Source organism: Microcoleus sp. F10-B2, assembly GCF_036704965.1.
Taxonomy (GTDB): domain Bacteria; phylum Cyanobacteriota; class Cyanobacteriia; order Cyanobacteriales; family Microcoleaceae; genus Microcoleus.
The window spans coordinates 107,452-122,741 of record NZ_JAUBTB010000009.1; the positions used below are offsets into that span (position 1 = coordinate 107,452).

The 15,290-nt window shown below is 48.3% G+C and carries 11 protein-coding genes; 4 read left to right on the plus strand and 7 right to left on the minus strand.

Annotated elements, in window-relative coordinates:
- Positions 1-416: 416 nt before the first annotated feature.
- The 3 genes from QUA99_RS05745 to QUA99_RS05755 all read left to right on the plus strand — a co-directional run bounded on the left by QUA99_RS05745 (position 417) and on the right by QUA99_RS05755 (position 3,964).
- Positions 417-2,210: an N-acetylmuramoyl-L-alanine amidase gene (locus QUA99_RS05745; protein ID WP_333237363.1), complete on the plus strand. Its 1,794-nt coding sequence runs from the start codon at positions 417-419 to the stop codon at positions 2,208-2,210.
- 145 nt (positions 2,211-2,355) lie between these two features.
- Positions 2,356-3,216 (plus strand): glutamate racemase, encoded by an 861-nt coding sequence (gene murI / locus QUA99_RS05750; protein WP_333237360.1) that lies wholly within the window; start codon positions 2,356-2,358, stop codon positions 3,214-3,216.
- A 193-nt stretch (positions 3,217-3,409) separates the two neighbouring features.
- Positions 3,410-3,964 (plus strand): NYN domain-containing protein, encoded by a 555-nt coding sequence (locus QUA99_RS05755; RefSeq protein ID WP_333237358.1) that lies wholly within the window; start codon positions 3,410-3,412, stop codon positions 3,962-3,964.
- Between the two features lie 958 nt (positions 3,965-4,922).
- On the opposite strand, the gene QUA99_RS05760 is transcribed toward QUA99_RS05755, so the two are convergent.
- The 3 genes from QUA99_RS05760 to QUA99_RS05770 all read right to left on the minus strand — a co-directional run bounded on the left by QUA99_RS05760 (position 4,923) and on the right by QUA99_RS05770 (position 10,304).
- The gene (locus QUA99_RS05760; RefSeq protein ID WP_333237356.1) at positions 4,923-6,128 is read right to left on the minus strand and encodes a glycosyltransferase; all 1,206 of its coding nucleotides are present in this window, start codon (positions 6,126-6,128) and stop codon (positions 4,923-4,925) included.
- A gap of 681 nt (positions 6,129-6,809) precedes the next feature.
- Positions 6,810-8,441: a polysaccharide biosynthesis protein gene (locus QUA99_RS05765; RefSeq protein ID WP_333237353.1), complete on the minus strand. Its 1,632-nt coding sequence runs from the start codon at positions 8,439-8,441 to the stop codon at positions 6,810-6,812.
- A 579-nt stretch (positions 8,442-9,020) separates the two neighbouring features.
- Entirely contained in the window at positions 9,021-10,304 is a 1,284-nt protein-coding gene (locus QUA99_RS05770) for a PilT/PilU family type 4a pilus ATPase (protein ID WP_333237350.1), read from the minus strand.
- Between the two features lie 653 nt (positions 10,305-10,957).
- Between QUA99_RS05770 and QUA99_RS05775 the strand changes: the two genes are divergently transcribed.
- Positions 10,958-12,127, plus strand: a complete 1,170-nt coding sequence (locus tag QUA99_RS05775) for a DUF58 domain-containing protein (protein ID WP_333237348.1) — start codon at positions 10,958-10,960, stop codon at positions 12,125-12,127.
- 214 nt (positions 12,128-12,341) lie between these two features.
- Here the strand turns inward: QUA99_RS05775 and minE are convergent, their stop codons facing one another.
- The 4 genes from minE to QUA99_RS05795 form a co-directional block, all read right to left on the minus strand.
- A complete protein-coding gene (minE, locus tag QUA99_RS05780) occupies positions 12,342-12,713 on the minus strand; it encodes a cell division topological specificity factor MinE (RefSeq protein ID WP_333237346.1) in 372 nt (123 codons plus the stop codon).
- Positions 12,714-12,935: 222 nt separating this feature from the next.
- Entirely contained in the window at positions 12,936-13,742 is an 807-nt protein-coding gene (gene minD, locus QUA99_RS05785) for a septum site-determining protein MinD (RefSeq protein WP_333157723.1), read from the minus strand.
- Positions 13,743-14,088: 346 nt separating this feature from the next.
- Positions 14,089-14,892, minus strand: a complete 804-nt coding sequence (gene minC / locus QUA99_RS05790; protein ID WP_333237344.1) for a septum site-determining protein MinC — start codon at positions 14,890-14,892, stop codon at positions 14,089-14,091.
- A gap of 119 nt (positions 14,893-15,011) precedes the next feature.
- Positions 15,012-15,221, minus strand: coding sequence for a hypothetical protein (locus QUA99_RS05795; RefSeq protein ID WP_333237342.1), 210 nt, complete (start codon positions 15,219-15,221; stop codon positions 15,012-15,014).
- Positions 15,222-15,290 lie beyond the last annotated feature (69 nt).

The window sequence follows — 15,290 nt, forward strand, 5'->3', positions numbered from 1 at the left end:
AAAAGTTAGAACAAAACGCAAATGTAAAGCGGATTATTATAACCGTTGCCGCAACAAGCTTAGCGAATATTAAAGAGCGATGAAACCCCTCTCTTGAAAAACGGTAAAATTCTAGATTCTAACTTGTACCTTCTAGCTTCAAGAAACACCTTGTTTCTTGCTCCTAAAAATAAATACCTTACCTTGTGCCAACAATCTTTCAGTCAGCTTACAACCGATCGCCGCCAACTATACGGAAAAGTTCAAAAATGCCACAATCAGGCATTTCGGAGCCTGTTAACGCATAAAAAAGTCAATTTAGCCAACAACTGACGGCTCCCAGCCCCCGGTCTGCTGGCGGCTAACTGCTGAAAGCCGATCGGGCAAGCAGTGCCTTTCCAGCTTTTGGCAGTAACGCAAACGAGGAAAAAACTGTCGTGAAATTCCACTGGCTACTACCGAGTTTCTTAAGTGTATTTTTGCTCGCCGGAGCCGCCGAAGCAGCTAGACTGCAATCTTGGCGGTTTGATGCTTCAGAGAACCGGCTTTACATTACAACAGAGGGGGGAGTACAACCCAAGGCTCAACTGATTTTCAACCCGACGCGGTTGGTAATCGACTTGCCGGGGACGAGTCTGGGTCGTCCGTCGGTCAGCAAACCGCTCTCAGGGGCGATCGAATCGGTACGGGTAGGGCAGTTTGACGACGATACCACCAGAATTGTGGTCGAGATCAGAGACGGGTTTACTCTAGACCCTGAACAAGTAAAATTCCGGGGGATTTCTGCGAGCGAGTGGACGGTGGATTTGCCAACGCCGGTGCGGGGAGGAACGGAAAATTCGATTTCAGAGCCCGGGGGAGAAAGGTTATCGGTTGAACCTTCAGCACGCCAAGCTCAGTCGGCAGAGGCGACTGTAGTTCAGAACGTTCAGGTGACGGCGGACGGTTTTTTAGTCGGGACGGCGGGCGGCAGGCCCCAAATTAATTTTCAACAAAGTCGGGCCGGGGACATTGCCACCCTCGATATTGAAGGAGCTACTTTAGCTCCGGGCCTGAGCAGCCAACAGCCTCAAACAAACGGCAAGCACGGGGTTGACAAGATTGAAGTCCGGCAACTGCCAACAGACCCGCCCGTTACCCGCGTGACTTTGCGGATGAAGAATTCTAATGCTCAGTGGCGGGCGTCTGTGAGCAATTTGGGCGGGGTTGTGCTATTGCCTGGAAGTGTAAGACAGCCGTCGGTTTCCCGCCGCCTGGCTGTAGATCCTCCGGCGAGACAAGCACAAGGTAGTTTGGCAAGAGTTCAGTCAATTGATTTAGCCAGTAACGGCACGCAACTGGTGGTGAGAACTGACCGCCAAGTGTCCTATACCAGCGGGTGGGATCAGGGGTCGAGAGCTTACTGGATCAGGATCGCCTCTAGTTCCCTGGCGGGGCAAATTCCTCAGCTCGATGCCAACAGTCCTGTATCGTTTACCGCCAGCCAAGAAGACGCGGAGACTGTGGTGATTTGGGTGCAGCCGCGATCGGGGGTACAGGTAGGCAGGGTGACGAGGCCGAGTCCGCAGTTGCTGTCTTTGCAGTTGCGATCGTCGAGTGCTAGCGCGCAGCCGTCAGTGACTCGCACTCCCAGCCTGCAACCTTTGCCCAGAAGCAGTGTCGGAATCGGCGATTTGCCCCAAGCTTCTAACCGCCGGGCTGTGGTAGCGATCGATCCGGGCCACGGTGGCCGCGATTCCGGGGCAGTCGGGATTCAAGGCATTCAGGAGAAGGAGATTGTTTTGGATATCTCGTTTCAGGTGGCGAGGCTGCTGGAACAGCAGGGAGTGCAGGCGGTAATGACTCGGACTGACGACAGCGAAATCGACCTGGAACCGAGAGTTTCTTTGGCGGAACGGGTGAATGCTACTTTATTTGTCAGCATTCACGCTAATGCGATTAATATGAGCAGGCCGGATATCAGTGGGATTGAGACTTATTATTTCAATAACGGCCAAGATTTGGCGAGGGTGATTCACGCCAGTATTTTGGAGGGGACGGGGGCGACTGACCGCCGAGTGCGGCAGGCGCGATTTTATGTTTTGAGGAAGACTTCTATGCCTTCTGTTTTGCTGGAGGTGGGTTTTGTGACGGGTGCTGAGGATGCTGCTAGGCTGTCTGACCCAGCTTACCGCAGTCAAATGGCGGCTTCGATCGCTCGCGGCATTTTGCTTTATCTTCAACAAAGATAATATATTGCCGCAGGGATTGGTAATGGGTAATGGGTAATGGGTAATTGGTTATTTGTGATTTGTGATTGCTAGCAACTGACAACTGGCCGCTGCCAACAAACCACTGCCCAATGCCAAGTGACAACCGACTATTGACAATTAACCAATGACAACAGACTCTGGACAACAAAGAATCGGTATTTTTGACAGCGGCGTGGGGGGTTTGACTGTTTTGACCCAGTTGTACCGACAATTGCCCAACGAATCGATACTTTATTTTGGAGATACGGCAAGGCTGCCTTACGGCACTCGCGCAGCGTCGGAAATTGTGGAGTTTGTCCGCGAAATTATGACCTGGTTGGTGGAACAGGATGTGAAAATGGTGATTATGGCCTGCAACACCAGTTCTGCTTTGGCGATGGAGATGGTGCAGGCTGAATTTGATGTTCCGGTGCTGGGAGTAATTCTGCCGGGGGCGCAGGCGGCGGTGCAGCAAGGCAAGCGGATCGGGGTCATCGCAACTCCTGCTACGGCTGCTAGCAATGCTTATCGAAATGCGATTTTGGAAATGGACGATTCTTGTCGGGTGTGGCAGGTTAGCTGTCCGGCTTTTGTGCCTCTGGTGGAGCAAAACCGGATTCACGACCCTTATACTTGTGAGGTGGCTCGCGAATATTTGGCTCCTTTGATTCAGCAGCGCATCGATACGCTGATTTACGGCTGCACTCATTATCCGCTGTTGGCTCCGGTGCTGCGATCGCTTTTGCCTGCTGGGGTGACTTCGATCGATCCTGCGGTGCGGGTGGTGGCTGCTGCTGCTAGAGAGTTGGAGGTTTTGGGGCTGCGGAATTCTGGTACTGCGCTGCCGACTCGTTTTTGCGTGAGCGGCCCTCCGCAGCAGTTTGCGGACTTGTCGGTGCAGTGGCTGGGTTGTACTCCGGCTGTTGAGAAAATATCCCTGCCGACAGTGGTACGTAGCGAAGCGGGGCGTAAGCCATCGCCTGTATCGCTGGAATCGGCAGAATAATCCCGAAAATTTATCGGTTGTTTGATGGAGCCAATTAAACCCCCCAAAACCCAGGTAAAGCTGGCTCTGGGGGGTTTAATTATTGCGATCGAAGCTAGCAATTACACATCAATCTGTAATAAAATGCAACAAAAGCTTTGATAAACAATGCAAATAATGTCCTGTATGTGCTGGAGCTATTCAGCCTTGAACCATGTCACCCTATGTATCGCAAGCAGTTTTACTTGTAGACGGCTATAACATAATTGGACTTTGGCCTCGACTTCGAGAGAAGCGCGATCGCGACGAACTCGAAACAGCTCGCCGCGAGTTGATTGAGGTTTTAGTTAACTACAGCGCCGTTCAAGATTTTGAGGCTCGACTGGTGTTTGACGCGCACTATCGAGATACTCCCGGCGTTAAAGAAATTATTACTAAAAATTTATCAGTGCACTACACTGACTTCGGTCAGACAGCAGATACCTATATTGAAAAATCTTGTGCTAGTTTGCGGTACGAGTTGCGATCGGTCAAAGGCAAAGGCCGCATGATTGTCGCCACCTCAGACCGAGCGCAGCAATTGACTGTAGTCGGCTACGGTGCCGAATGGATGTCCGCCGAACAACTAGCGGCTGACGTAGAATCCACCGCCCGCCGCAGCGAGCGCCGGCACAAATCCCGCAAACACAACTCCAGTCGCTTTCTCGCCAATTCCCTCGATCCCGAATCCCAGCAGCGCCTCGCCAAGTTGAGAATGGGGCTGCATTAGTGGCTGAAACCCTCTTGCTGTAGCCTCTTGCTGTATGAAAAAAAAAGTTTATCAAAGGCCTTGCCAAATCGAGTAAGTTCAGCTATTGTTAGTAATTGTGGGTAACAAAAACCCCCAATCCTCGGTAGCTCAGTGGCAGAGCGGTCGGCTGTAATGAATGCAAGCCTTTGGCATCAACCAAAAGCCCTAGTGACATAGCAGCTCTATCCGGTAACGGATACTGAAAAATCGGGTGAATTCAAGGAAACCGCAGCACTTCGGGTGGCGGCAATCTTGAGCCAAGTCTGGCGAAAGGCAGCGGTTGCGATCGCAAGTAGCCGGAAAGGTGCAGAGACTAGAGATGAGGAGCCTAACCAATAAATCTCACAGCGCCCGACATCCGACGACAGATCACAAAAATGATTTGTAGGGATGATGAAATAGTCCGCCCCCTTCGGAAACGTTGGGATAAGTGTAACCGATTGGTCGTAGGTTCAAATCCTACCCGGGGAGTTAGTAAAAGTCTGAAGTTGGAATTTTCCAGCTTCAGATTTTTTGTTTTTATTTTTTGACTTAGGGGAAGTATTTGGCTGACGCACGATACCGAATATTAAACTGGACTTCCCCCGTAAATATGCAATAAAATATCTAAAACCTTTACCAATTATAGGTTTCAATTGTTGAGTGAAAAAACTGTACCCAAGTTAAACCAATAGCCGTTTTGGCGATCGCGCAGAACGCAATAGATTCAATATAATTGGCGTAAGCTTGCAGGCGTGAATAACCTACATGGCTACAGAAATTTTACTCAACAATGGAAACTTTTGCAATGATAGGCTTTTGAGCCTATGTAAGTATATTTGCAGGGGGAAGTCCAGATTAAAACATGGCGTTTTGTCCGCACCAGTTTATTCAATATGCTCGGGAAACGAGATTTTAGAGTGGCGTCAAGTATCTGAATGACGCACCCTACCGAATACTAAACATCGCGTTCAGTCCGCACCCATTTAGTTTGCCGCTTGAGGAGAAAACCCAGATACAAAGGGATTTTCCACAGGATGTAAAAAGGTACAGATAACAAAGTGGAACCGGAAATATCGGTCCTCCCGAATTTTGCCCAAGCGCCGACAATGGAAACTAAAATCAGCAATCCTTGTAGTCCTAACAAGAGGGCTGGAATTGGGGATGTTCCCAAGGTTGCTGCTAGTAAGGAGGCGGCAAAAGCAGCTAGCCAGATAGCGACTAACAGCGACAGGGGTGGGACGGATAAGTCTAGGGCGATCGCCAATAAGTCAAATCGTTTTTGCTGTAAAGAAGCTGCTGTCAGCCGGGGAGTTTGAGTTAACAATGTCTGTATGTGGCCGTGTTCCCATCTGGTTCTTTGACTTTTAGCTGCTTGCTGCTGCTGTGGCAAACACCCGGTGACGTTTGCTTCGGGGCAGAATACGGTGGGATGTCCGGCGATCGCCAAATCCAAACTCATCTGCATATCTTCAACAATATTGCTGCTAGCTAGGGAAACCGATCGAATTATCGACCAGGGAAAAGCCATGCCAGTACCTGTTAGTAATGATGGGAATCCTAACTTTTTTAATCCGCTGGGACGGACTAAGTTTTTAACTAGAAATGCTAAAGCAGAAATGGAATCTTTCGGAGTAGGATTTGGTGGCTGTTCCATGAGATAAGTTGCTTGCACCGGTCTTTGTTCGGCAACTGCAACCCGGGCTAATTTTTCTATAGAGTCTGGCTGACAGATGCAGTCTGCGTCAACCATGATGACTACTTCGGGGGGGTCTGATTCGATCGACTGCAAGCCGAAATCCAGTGCGTATCCTTTGCCCTTGCGCTGTGTGTCTTGGCGCTCGATCGCACTTGCACCGCAGTTGCGGGCGATTTCTGCCGTCGCGTCCGTGCAGTTGTCAGCAATCACTAACAGGCGGTCTTGAGGTGTTAGCTGCGGCAATATGGTGGAGATGGTGGCGGCAATTCCTGCTGCTTCGTTGTAGGCAGGAATTAAAACTGCTACTTTGGGGCGGGGCGCTTTAGTTTCCGCTGTGGACCCGAAGCCGGAGAAGAAAGCTGCACTGCATTCTAGAAATAGAACTGCAACGGGAATGAGAAGGATCAGGGCGATCGCCCATAGCACAACATCAATCAATAGGAACAGTAGCTGATTAATTTCCACAATTCTAGTACCTTAATTTAATTTTATTTGCTGCGGGAATTGAGTTTATTTAATCTAATTCCACCTTTGTTAACTCAATGCACAAAGCTATCTAAAGTACGATCGTATCATGCCCTGAAACAATCACCGTTATCACCTTTGTTGTCAAGACTTAAGTCCTCATAAAACTACTAGGACGGGCGTCCTCACTACAAATTAATTTGATTTCGGTTGTGCGATCGCAAATACAGCGTATTCCACGTTTATGAAGGACACCCGCCTATCGATCTATCCCGCCGTAGGGACACGACGCCCTGCCGTGTCCCTACTTCATCAACCTGGAATACGCTGTAATATCATATCATGTCACTTATGACAATGTTAAGTCACTCAATTTAATTAAACCTCAAAGAAGCCCAAACTGGAGAAACCCGGTTTCTAAAAGAAACCAGGTTTCAGGGTGTTCTATTTTTAATCAACTAAACACTTAATCGATGTTTAACATCAAATCCGGTTACATAGCAATCATAAAATCGAGTCAAAAGTTAACACTCAACCATTCAGTTTTTCGACCCCGAGTCAAAAGTCAACAGTCAACAGTCAACAATCATTTCGCTAATGCAACCGGAATTGATATAACTTATTCATCCCCTGTGGGTGGGCACTCAGGAAACCATCTCCAAACTCAAAACTATTTTCAAGCTACGCTGCATCGGGGATAGCAACAGGTTCAGATTTTTTGGTGGTGAAATGTGCCGGGGGTGCAAATTCTCTGAGATATCTCGACACCGATCGCAAATATCCCACTTCTGCTTGAATCAAATCCAGGGTAGAAAGACTCTCAACTAAGTCATCAAACTCATCTACCGTAACTCCAGCATTGTGCAAGACTTCTTGGTTAAGTCGCCCGCAAATTCCTTGCAGGAGGAGTTCGATAATCTCGCTATAGTCAGCGATTTCCGTTCCGTAACCTTGCAATTTCTTGGGATTGATTCCCCACTGCAAAATCTTCAACAATTCTTCGGGGGCACTCCACGCAAAAGAGGAAGCAATTACTTCTTTTTCCGCTGCGACAAGAGCGTGCTTGATTTGCACTTCCGGGAAATCAGGATCGCTGATTAAGCTTTCCAGCTTCGACACTTGTTTATCTAACACGCGCAAAGAAAAAGGAGCTAATTCTACAGTCACCATGTCGCCAGCATCATCAACAATTCTAAAAGGATCTTCCAACACATTAATTAGGAGGTGAATGTCTGTAGGTTTTTTCCAGTCAAACTGTCCCAGAAAAAACGGTTCTTCGTATCCCGGCAAAAGTCCTTGAAAATAAATCGGCAGATTTTTGCCTGATTCAAGAATTTTATAAAGAGCTACTTCCAAGGTTTCTGTCGGCCACCCGAGATTACTTACGGCAACAAATTTCAGTTTTCCGGGAACGGACACAATCAGTGAATTCAGCAATAAATGTACGGCTTCGACAAGATTTTGAGCGGTTACGTAGCGGTGGGGAGCGTGAACGTTGACTGTTTTACCTTGCTGTACTTTTTTGGACATTTGCTCGCAGAACAAGCTATTTTCCAACATATGAGTAAAGCGAACCATCCCGTAAGTGACATCTCCTTCTTGAGCTGCTTTGGCAAATTGCCATTCGGCAAACTTCTTCGAGGCGGCGTAAACTTCGGTTGTAAAATATCGAGATGTTTTGCCTGTGGAAGAGAATACGCAGTGTTCTATGCCGTATTCTTCGCAGAGTTGGATGATGTGTTTACATCCTAACAGGCTGGTTGTAACTGTTTCTCTGATTTTGATTTCAGCGAGTCCGGGTTGGCGTTGGGCTGCTAGGTGAAAAACAATTTCTGGTTTTTCTACCTCAAATATGTGTTTGAGCGCCTCGAAGTTGCGAATGTCGGCGGCATAGAAAGTTACTGCACCTTCTCTGGTAAAAAGCGGGAGATTTTCTTCGGGGTTTTGACATCGGGCGCTGTCTGCGGAAACGATTTTCGTTGCGCCTAGTTCGAGGAGTTTTTCGATTAAGAAACTGCCGACACATCCTTCTCCACCGGTAATGAGGATGCTTTTTCCTTTGATTTTGCTACTGACTGCGGATGCGTATAGGTGAATGGTGCGACCCCGCACGTCGCTAAAAGGTTCGCTTTCTAATTGTCCGTCGGCTTGATAAGCTGCGATTAGCTGTGCGGTGAGAGTTTGTAATGCCGCGAGGATTTTAGGATCTTGCGGTTCCGGGGAACCCGGGGGAACTAGCTGCTGGATGCGATCGATGATTTCGGCTTTGCTGGCATCTTCAAACACTTCTGAGGGGTTAAATGCACTCTTCACTTTTTGGTCTCCTTTAATTTCTAGGAATGCGGTTGCTGATTCAAAATTGTTAAACAGATTTTTGATGGACAGAATCTTGAAAAGCCTGTCTGGATTTAGGATTTTTTAGACTGAAAGCTACTTGATCGGAAAGACAGGCGATCGGCTCTGCTACTAATTTACTTGTTTTAAGCCTACTTGTAGTTTTCTTAAGCGCTTTTTTTACCTGCTTACTTTTGCGATCGGCAAAGTCGGAACCTTCTCTGTCCAAAATTTGTCTCTACAACTATAAACTTAAGTTGCTGACTGTTGGCAATACTCAGAACATATCTTTACCATTTCTTTGTAATCACCTGCGAGTTTTCACGCAATTTTAAAGTTAATGTAAAGTAGGGTCGGTGTTTAAAAAACTTAACAATATACTTGACATTGATAATAGCATTTTATCACTTAAGAAAAATGTATTTGTTGCTACTAAATAAGATGAAAAATTTAAGTAATATTACGCATAATAACGCCCAATATTTGCGTCTGCTGAAAAGATTGCTACTTGATGGGTGGGGTAGCCCTGCTGTGCCTACCCCTGTATGTGTCGTGCTACTAGGCGCGAACAGTGCGTTCTTTTTTGCTGCCTTCAAAGCCGCGAGCGTCCCCAACATCGTAGCCTCCAGTCCGCAAGCGGCGGTCTAAATCGCTGGCTTCGGGAGAAGTTTTGGCCGCTTCTTCGATCGTCACTCTGCCTTCAAGCACCAGTTTGTAAAGACCCTGGTTGATAATCTGCATTCCTTCGTAAGTATCGTGTTCCATTAATCGGACAGCTTCATCATCAGCACCTTTCATCAAGTAATCGTGCATGGCAGGTGTATTCACCAAAATATCGTGAACTGCTACCCGACGGTTGTCAACTGTTGGCAGCAAAAGTTGGGCAATTACCGCTACTAAAGAATCGCAAATTTGAATCCGCATCGCCTGTTGTTCCTCGGGCGGGTAGAGGTTCAACAACCGATTAATAGCGTTAATGGCGCTGCGAGTGTGGAGAGTTCCCAATACTAAGTGACCGGTTTGAGCTGCTTGCAACGCTGTATTGATGGTAACGCGATCGCGCATTTCCCCGATCAGAATCACATCCGGATCTTCCCGCAAAACGGCCCGCAAAGCCTGTTGAAACTCGTGGGTATGCAAGCCTACTTCCCGCTGGCTGACCAAGCATTTTTTAGAAGGGTGAATGAATTCAATCGGGTCTTCAATTGTAACTACGTGCTTCTGCTCCATCTGATTGAGGTGGTCGATCATCGCAGCTACGGTTGTCGATTTCCCCGAACCGGTAGGCCCAGTAACCAATATTAATCCCTGCGATCGCAAAATGATACTTTTGAAAACTTCTGGCAACCTCAAGGAATCGATAGTAGGTATTTCCAAACTAATCAACCGCAATACCATCGCACCGCCGCTGAGGGAATCAAAACAGTTTAGCCGACACCGCACGAACCCAGGGTAAAAAATTGCTGAATCTAATTCCTTGGTAGTTGCAAACTGTTTTCGCTGTTCGGGGGTGAGAATTTCGGCTAGGTACTGTTCAAAAATTTCTGGCGTTACTTTGGGGTGGGCGGTTGCTACTTGCATCGCGCCACGAATCCGAAATCGAGGTACTTGGCCGACTCGAATGTGAATGTCGGAAGCCGAGACGCTATGGGCATCTCTGACCATTTGTTCGATCGTACTGACGGGTGTCTCGACATGCCGCTGCTGGGCTGCGGGGGGCGCACTCGGCGCAGGTGCAGGAGGTGGCGGGGGAGTTGCAGCCAAGGGCGGCGGCGGCGGCGGTGTTCGTCGGCGGGCTTGAGCCTCTGGTTGAACGGGTGTAGGATTGTTTAATGGGTTCATTTTTTGGTCTCCAGTCAGTCTATTTTAGATTTTAGATTTTAGATTTTAGATTTACTCCACAGATTAATCTGGGAGCAGGAACTAGAGTCTAAAATTTGGGGAGCGACCCTGACCGAGTGTCGGGATCTCGTATCCGTTTTTGGGCGGGGTCAATGTAGATTTATTGCGAAAAATTGCCCGATTTCTAATCTAATGACTCGCAGCTAATTATGTGCTAAATCCTGAAAATATTTTACAATTAGGCTTGATGGGGCGATCGAGTAATTAACAATTTAAACTCCTGTCAGTAACTCAGGGCTAAAGCCACGCTCGCTTGTAACAGAGATCGAGCAAGCTGTACTGACCCGCCTAAGTCTTAGCTGACTACGTTATTTAGGTCATAACACCGGTGAATGCGACGCTAGTTTTCCGCTCTGTTGTTTACAGTTAAACAGTTTTAAAGTCCCTGAAACAGTGCTGTAAGCCGAACAAGCCTTTATAACATTGGCCAAGCGAACATTACCCCGAAAGGGAGATTGAGGCAGCCATACCTTACTCCTTGAGGCAACCATACCTCTCCAACCCCGAAAGGGGATTCAAGGCGATTGAAATCGCCGGTCGTTTTCCTCTCAGGACTAAAGTCTCGCTCGTTTCCCACTTACCGAACTTTTTTTATGAACATCGGTCACAAAATCGCCGACTGGCTCGAAAATCGTGCTGTTACCCCTGCCTACGCGGGTTGGCTGCTCTTGGGGATGACGGTTTTCTTTTTTGGGTCTGCGACTAATACAATGTCTGGGTGGCTGTACGTGCTCAGCGGTGGGGGTTTGGCGCTTTTGGGAGTAGCGGCGGTTTTGCCGGGAAAATCGCTCCGTTTCTTGGAAGTCCGCCGCCGCCCGATCGAACCGGTGAGTGCGGGCGATCGAATCACCGTCGAACTAGAAATCGAAAATCGCGCCCGCCAACCTAAGACTCTGTTGCAAGTGCTAGACATCTTGCCGTTTGTACTGGGAGAACCCGTCATCCGCCCGATCGAAGTCATAGAGCCTAACAGTATATACAGGGATACATACTATCTAGAAGTCCGGCAGCGTGGCGTCTATCGGTGGCAAGAGGTAAACTTGAGGACGGCGGCACCTTTAGGGTTGTTTTGGTGCCGGCGCAGCCGCCCAGTCAAAGCAGTGGCGGTTGTGTATCCACAAGTTTTGCCGTTGAGCACTTGTCCTTTGATCGATCGCATCGGTCAAGAAGACAGCCCGCAATTTTACAATCGCAGTCGATCGCAAACTGCCACCGAAGGTCTCACCCGCAACCTCAGACCTTACCGCCACGGAGACCCCACCCGCCTGATTCACTGGCGCACCAGCGCCCGCTACGGAGAACTGCGGGTGAGAGAATTAGAAGTTGCAGCAGGCGGTCAAGAAATTATTATTGCTCTCGACAGCGCTGCGGCGTGGCAGCCAGAAGAATTTGAACGAGCCGTGACTGTAGCTGCATCCCTGTACTTCTATGCTAGCAAGCGCCTGTTAAACGTCAAACTTTGGACTGCCGGGACTGGACTCGTCTCGGGGAACCGCGTAGTTTTGGAAACTTTAGCGGCGGTTAATGCTGGGGAAGATGCGGTTGAAAATCGGCCGAAACTGCCGATAATTTGGCTGACTCAAAACTCTGCAACTTTAAGCACTCTTTCCCTGGGCAGCCGCTGGGTACTTTGGCCGAGCGCCACTGCTGAAACAGGCGAAAAAATGTTAGTCAAACACGAGTTGCCCGGTTTAGAAATTCGCTCCGGCCGACCGTTAGAACTACAGTTACAAGCTCCTCTGGAAAGAGCGATTAGTTATTAAGATAGTCCGGGACGCAAGCTCTTCTGGAAAGAGCGATTAGTTATGAAGATTAACTTCATGAGTTTTCAGGTATCACAAACTTTTCCCATTTCGATCGCATATTTGGAGCACGCTAAGAGTTCCCGCCCCACAAGATTTTAATTGTAGAGAGATAGTTTAATTTTAATGGCGAGCCGATCGAACTCTTTGCCTGACAATAAAATCTCAATCCCTGTTAATCTATCGTTTCGGGGAGAGTTTCGACTACATACTCAGGTACATATTCTGGTCGATTCTGGGGCAGATTTTGGGGCAAATTCTCGGGAAAATTCCCCGGTGGATGTTCGAGCCTGACTCGCCGGATCGGGAGATTTGCAATCAGTGCTGTGGCCCGCTGGTCGCTCTCCAGCGAGAACTCAGACCCGGTGGTATCGATTTCCACGTAGCGAGATACCACCTCTAGAATTTCTCGGCGCATCGACTCAACCATTTCTGGGCTGAGTTCTGAGCGATCGTGGGCTAGAACCAGTTTGAGGCGACGTTTTACCTCGTCGCGGCTGTTGTCAGGGGTGCGCGGGAAAAGTCGTTCGAGAAGTGTATGTATCATGGGTCTAGCGGGTTTGTCAAGGGTTAGGCATAGAAAACGTCATGCGATTTTCGATTTTCGATTTTCGATTTTCGATTGGGGAATCACTAATTCCCTAAGGGTTGGGAGTTGACATACAGTTTCATTTTTTTAGAGGAACTGGTATCACTCGGGGAAAAGCTCGGCCAGTTTTTTGTGATGCACTTGCTGCGGTTGAAAACCGATCGCCCATATTGCAGCACATCACATAATTTTAGTATTTAAGAACTTGCGGAGGCGAGTAAAGAAGTTTTCCCGACGGGGATTGAGATCTAGAAAATCAACTTTTTCGCCTTCTAAGCGGCGGGCAATATTGTCGAAGGCAGTTCCAGCTAAAGAGGCCGTTTCCGACAATACTAATGGTTCTCCTCGGTTGGTGGAAACGATGACGCGCTCGTCGTCGGGAACGACGCCTAACAGCGGAATGGCGAGGATTTCCCGCACGTCTTGCACCGACATCATATCATTTGCCAGCACCATTGCGGGTCTGATCCGGTTGACGATCAGGTTGATTTTCTTGACGTTGTTGGCTTCCAGCAGGCCGATGACTCGATCGGCATCGCGGACAGCAGCAATTTCGGGAGTGGTGACAATTATGCCTTCTTGAGCCGGGGCGATCGCATTTTGAAAACCTTGTTCAATTCCAGCAGGAGAGTCGATCAAAATATAGTCGTATTTTGGTCCCAACATCCCCACAAGCTGCTTCATTTGCTCCGCGCTGATGGCATCTTTCATCCGAGTTTGGGCAGCCGGCAACAGCACTAAGCGCGGCTGCCGCTTGTCTTTCACCAAAGCTTGCTCTAACCGGCACTCTCCTGCGAGAACTTCTAATGCCGTGTAAACAATGCGATTTTCTAAGCCCAGCAGCAAGTCTAAATTTCTGAGACCGAAATCGGCATCAATTACGGCAACGTTGCGCCCCCGCTTAGCTAAAGCCATGCCGAGATTGGCTGTGGAGGTGGTTTTTCCTACCCCGCCTTTCCCTGATGTAACAACAATAATGCGAGCCATAAGCGATTTTAGATTTATTGGGAATTGGTGATTGGGAATTGGGAATTGGGAATTGGTAATTAGGAACTGGTAATTGGAAATTGATTTTATTATTGGTTGATAATTAGCAATTATTATTTGGTAATTTGGCAGCAATCTGTTATTCAGTGAATTAACTCAACACTCAAAACTCTCCTTGTAATACTAATTATCTATGAATTGGCACTTGATTTTTCAATCGTCCTTTAGTGGCTGATTTAGCCAGTGGAAAAATTATCAAGCGCACGCTTAAAGAGAAATAGTATTACAAATTACCCATTACCAATTCCCAATCACCAATTCCCAATTACCCATTACCCATTACCCATTATTCATTACCCCCGATTAACTGCGATTTGTCAAAATCCGAGGCTCTGCCGATCCTAATCCCCTGAGGCGTCACATAGGCGACTTCCGGGAAAAACTGAGCGGGTGAGGTTTCTGGGCCTCTGGCAACATACTTAGCAATCCTAATCACCATCGGTTCCATCTGCAAGGTCATAATCACGCTTTTGGTGTTGCCACCGGCACCGGCGTGCACGACTCCCCGCAAACGGCCCCAAACTAGGATATCGCCTCCGGCGATGACTGATCCGCCGGGATTTACGTCTCCCAAAAGTACGACGGTGCCTGGATGGCGAATTTCTACGCCCGATCGCACTGTCATCTGCAAATATAAAGGTTCCGCCAGCGATTGCGGTTTTTCGGCGGCGGCTTTATTCAGGGAAGAAACCGGAGGCTGCTGTTCTACACAATAACCTGCCGTAGCAGCAGCAACGGCGGTTTGGCGGCGACTGGTGTGGACTCGTTTGAGTTGCAGTTCGACTTCGGAGAGGGCATCGGCGATTTCTTGTAGTTGGCGGATATCTAAAAGTCGATCGCTCCCCATCAATTGTACTTCTGCGTTTGGCTGCCAAAAGCGTTCTCCCGCATTCAGCCTGACTTTTAGCTGCTGCCAAAGTTCAGTCCAAGTCGAGGCGGAAGCTGTTGCGGGTTCGCTGTTGGTTTCTGGGGGGAGTAGCAACAGTAGCTGTCCATCTTCTGTCTTGAGTCGGACTTGCAACTCTAAGCTGACTTCGGGTGTTGATTGAGGGGCGGCAGCAGCGGCTGCGGCGGTGGCATCGGGTGTCATGGACAGGTCTGAGTTCAGGTAGGGACAGGTTAACATCAATATTAGCCTGAGTGGTCATTAGTCATTAGTCATTAGTCATTAGCAGGGCACTCCGCGCGCACTTTAGACAATTATAGGACTTACGCATCGGGGTCTAGAAACCGGGTTTTTTTACAAAAATACTTCGTTGCAACCAGCAGATTCGGTAAAAAACCCGGTTTCTTCGATCGGTGCATAAATCCAGAATTCCCCATTACCAATTCCCCATTACCAATGCCCCATTCCCAATTCCCCATTCCCCATTCCCCATTACCAATTACTATATGCAACAAATAGAACGTTGGGAGCATCCCGGTTTTGCAAAAACCTCAAATGGCTAAGAGGTCGTTGAGGTAAGCACAACGAAGTTTTAGCATTTG

Coding starts and splice junctions, on each gene's coding strand:
- murI (WP_333237360.1), top strand. CDS start 2,356: ATGACAACAGACTCTGGACAACAAAGAATCGGTATTTTTGACAGCGGC.
- QUA99_RS05755 (WP_333237358.1), top strand. CDS start 3,410: ATGTCACCCTATGTATCGCAAGCAGTTTTACTTGTAGACGGCTATAAC.
- QUA99_RS05770 (WP_333237350.1), bottom strand. CDS start 10,304: ATGAACCCATTAAACAATCCTACACCCGTTCAACCAGAGGCTCAAGCC.
- QUA99_RS05775 (WP_333237348.1), top strand. CDS start 10,958: ATGAACATCGGTCACAAAATCGCCGACTGGCTCGAAAATCGTGCTGTT.
- minE (WP_333237346.1), bottom strand. CDS start 12,713: ATGATACATACACTTCTCGAACGACTTTTCCCGCGCACCCCTGACAAC.
- minD (WP_333157723.1), bottom strand. CDS start 13,742: ATGGCTCGCATTATTGTTGTTACATCAGGGAAAGGCGGGGTAGGAAAA.
- minC (WP_333237344.1), bottom strand. CDS start 14,892: ATGACACCCGATGCCACCGCCGCAGCCGCTGCTGCCGCCCCTCAATCA.
- QUA99_RS05795 (WP_333237342.1), bottom strand. CDS start 15,221: ATGCTCCCAACGTTCTATTTGTTGCATATAGTAATTGGTAATGGGGAA.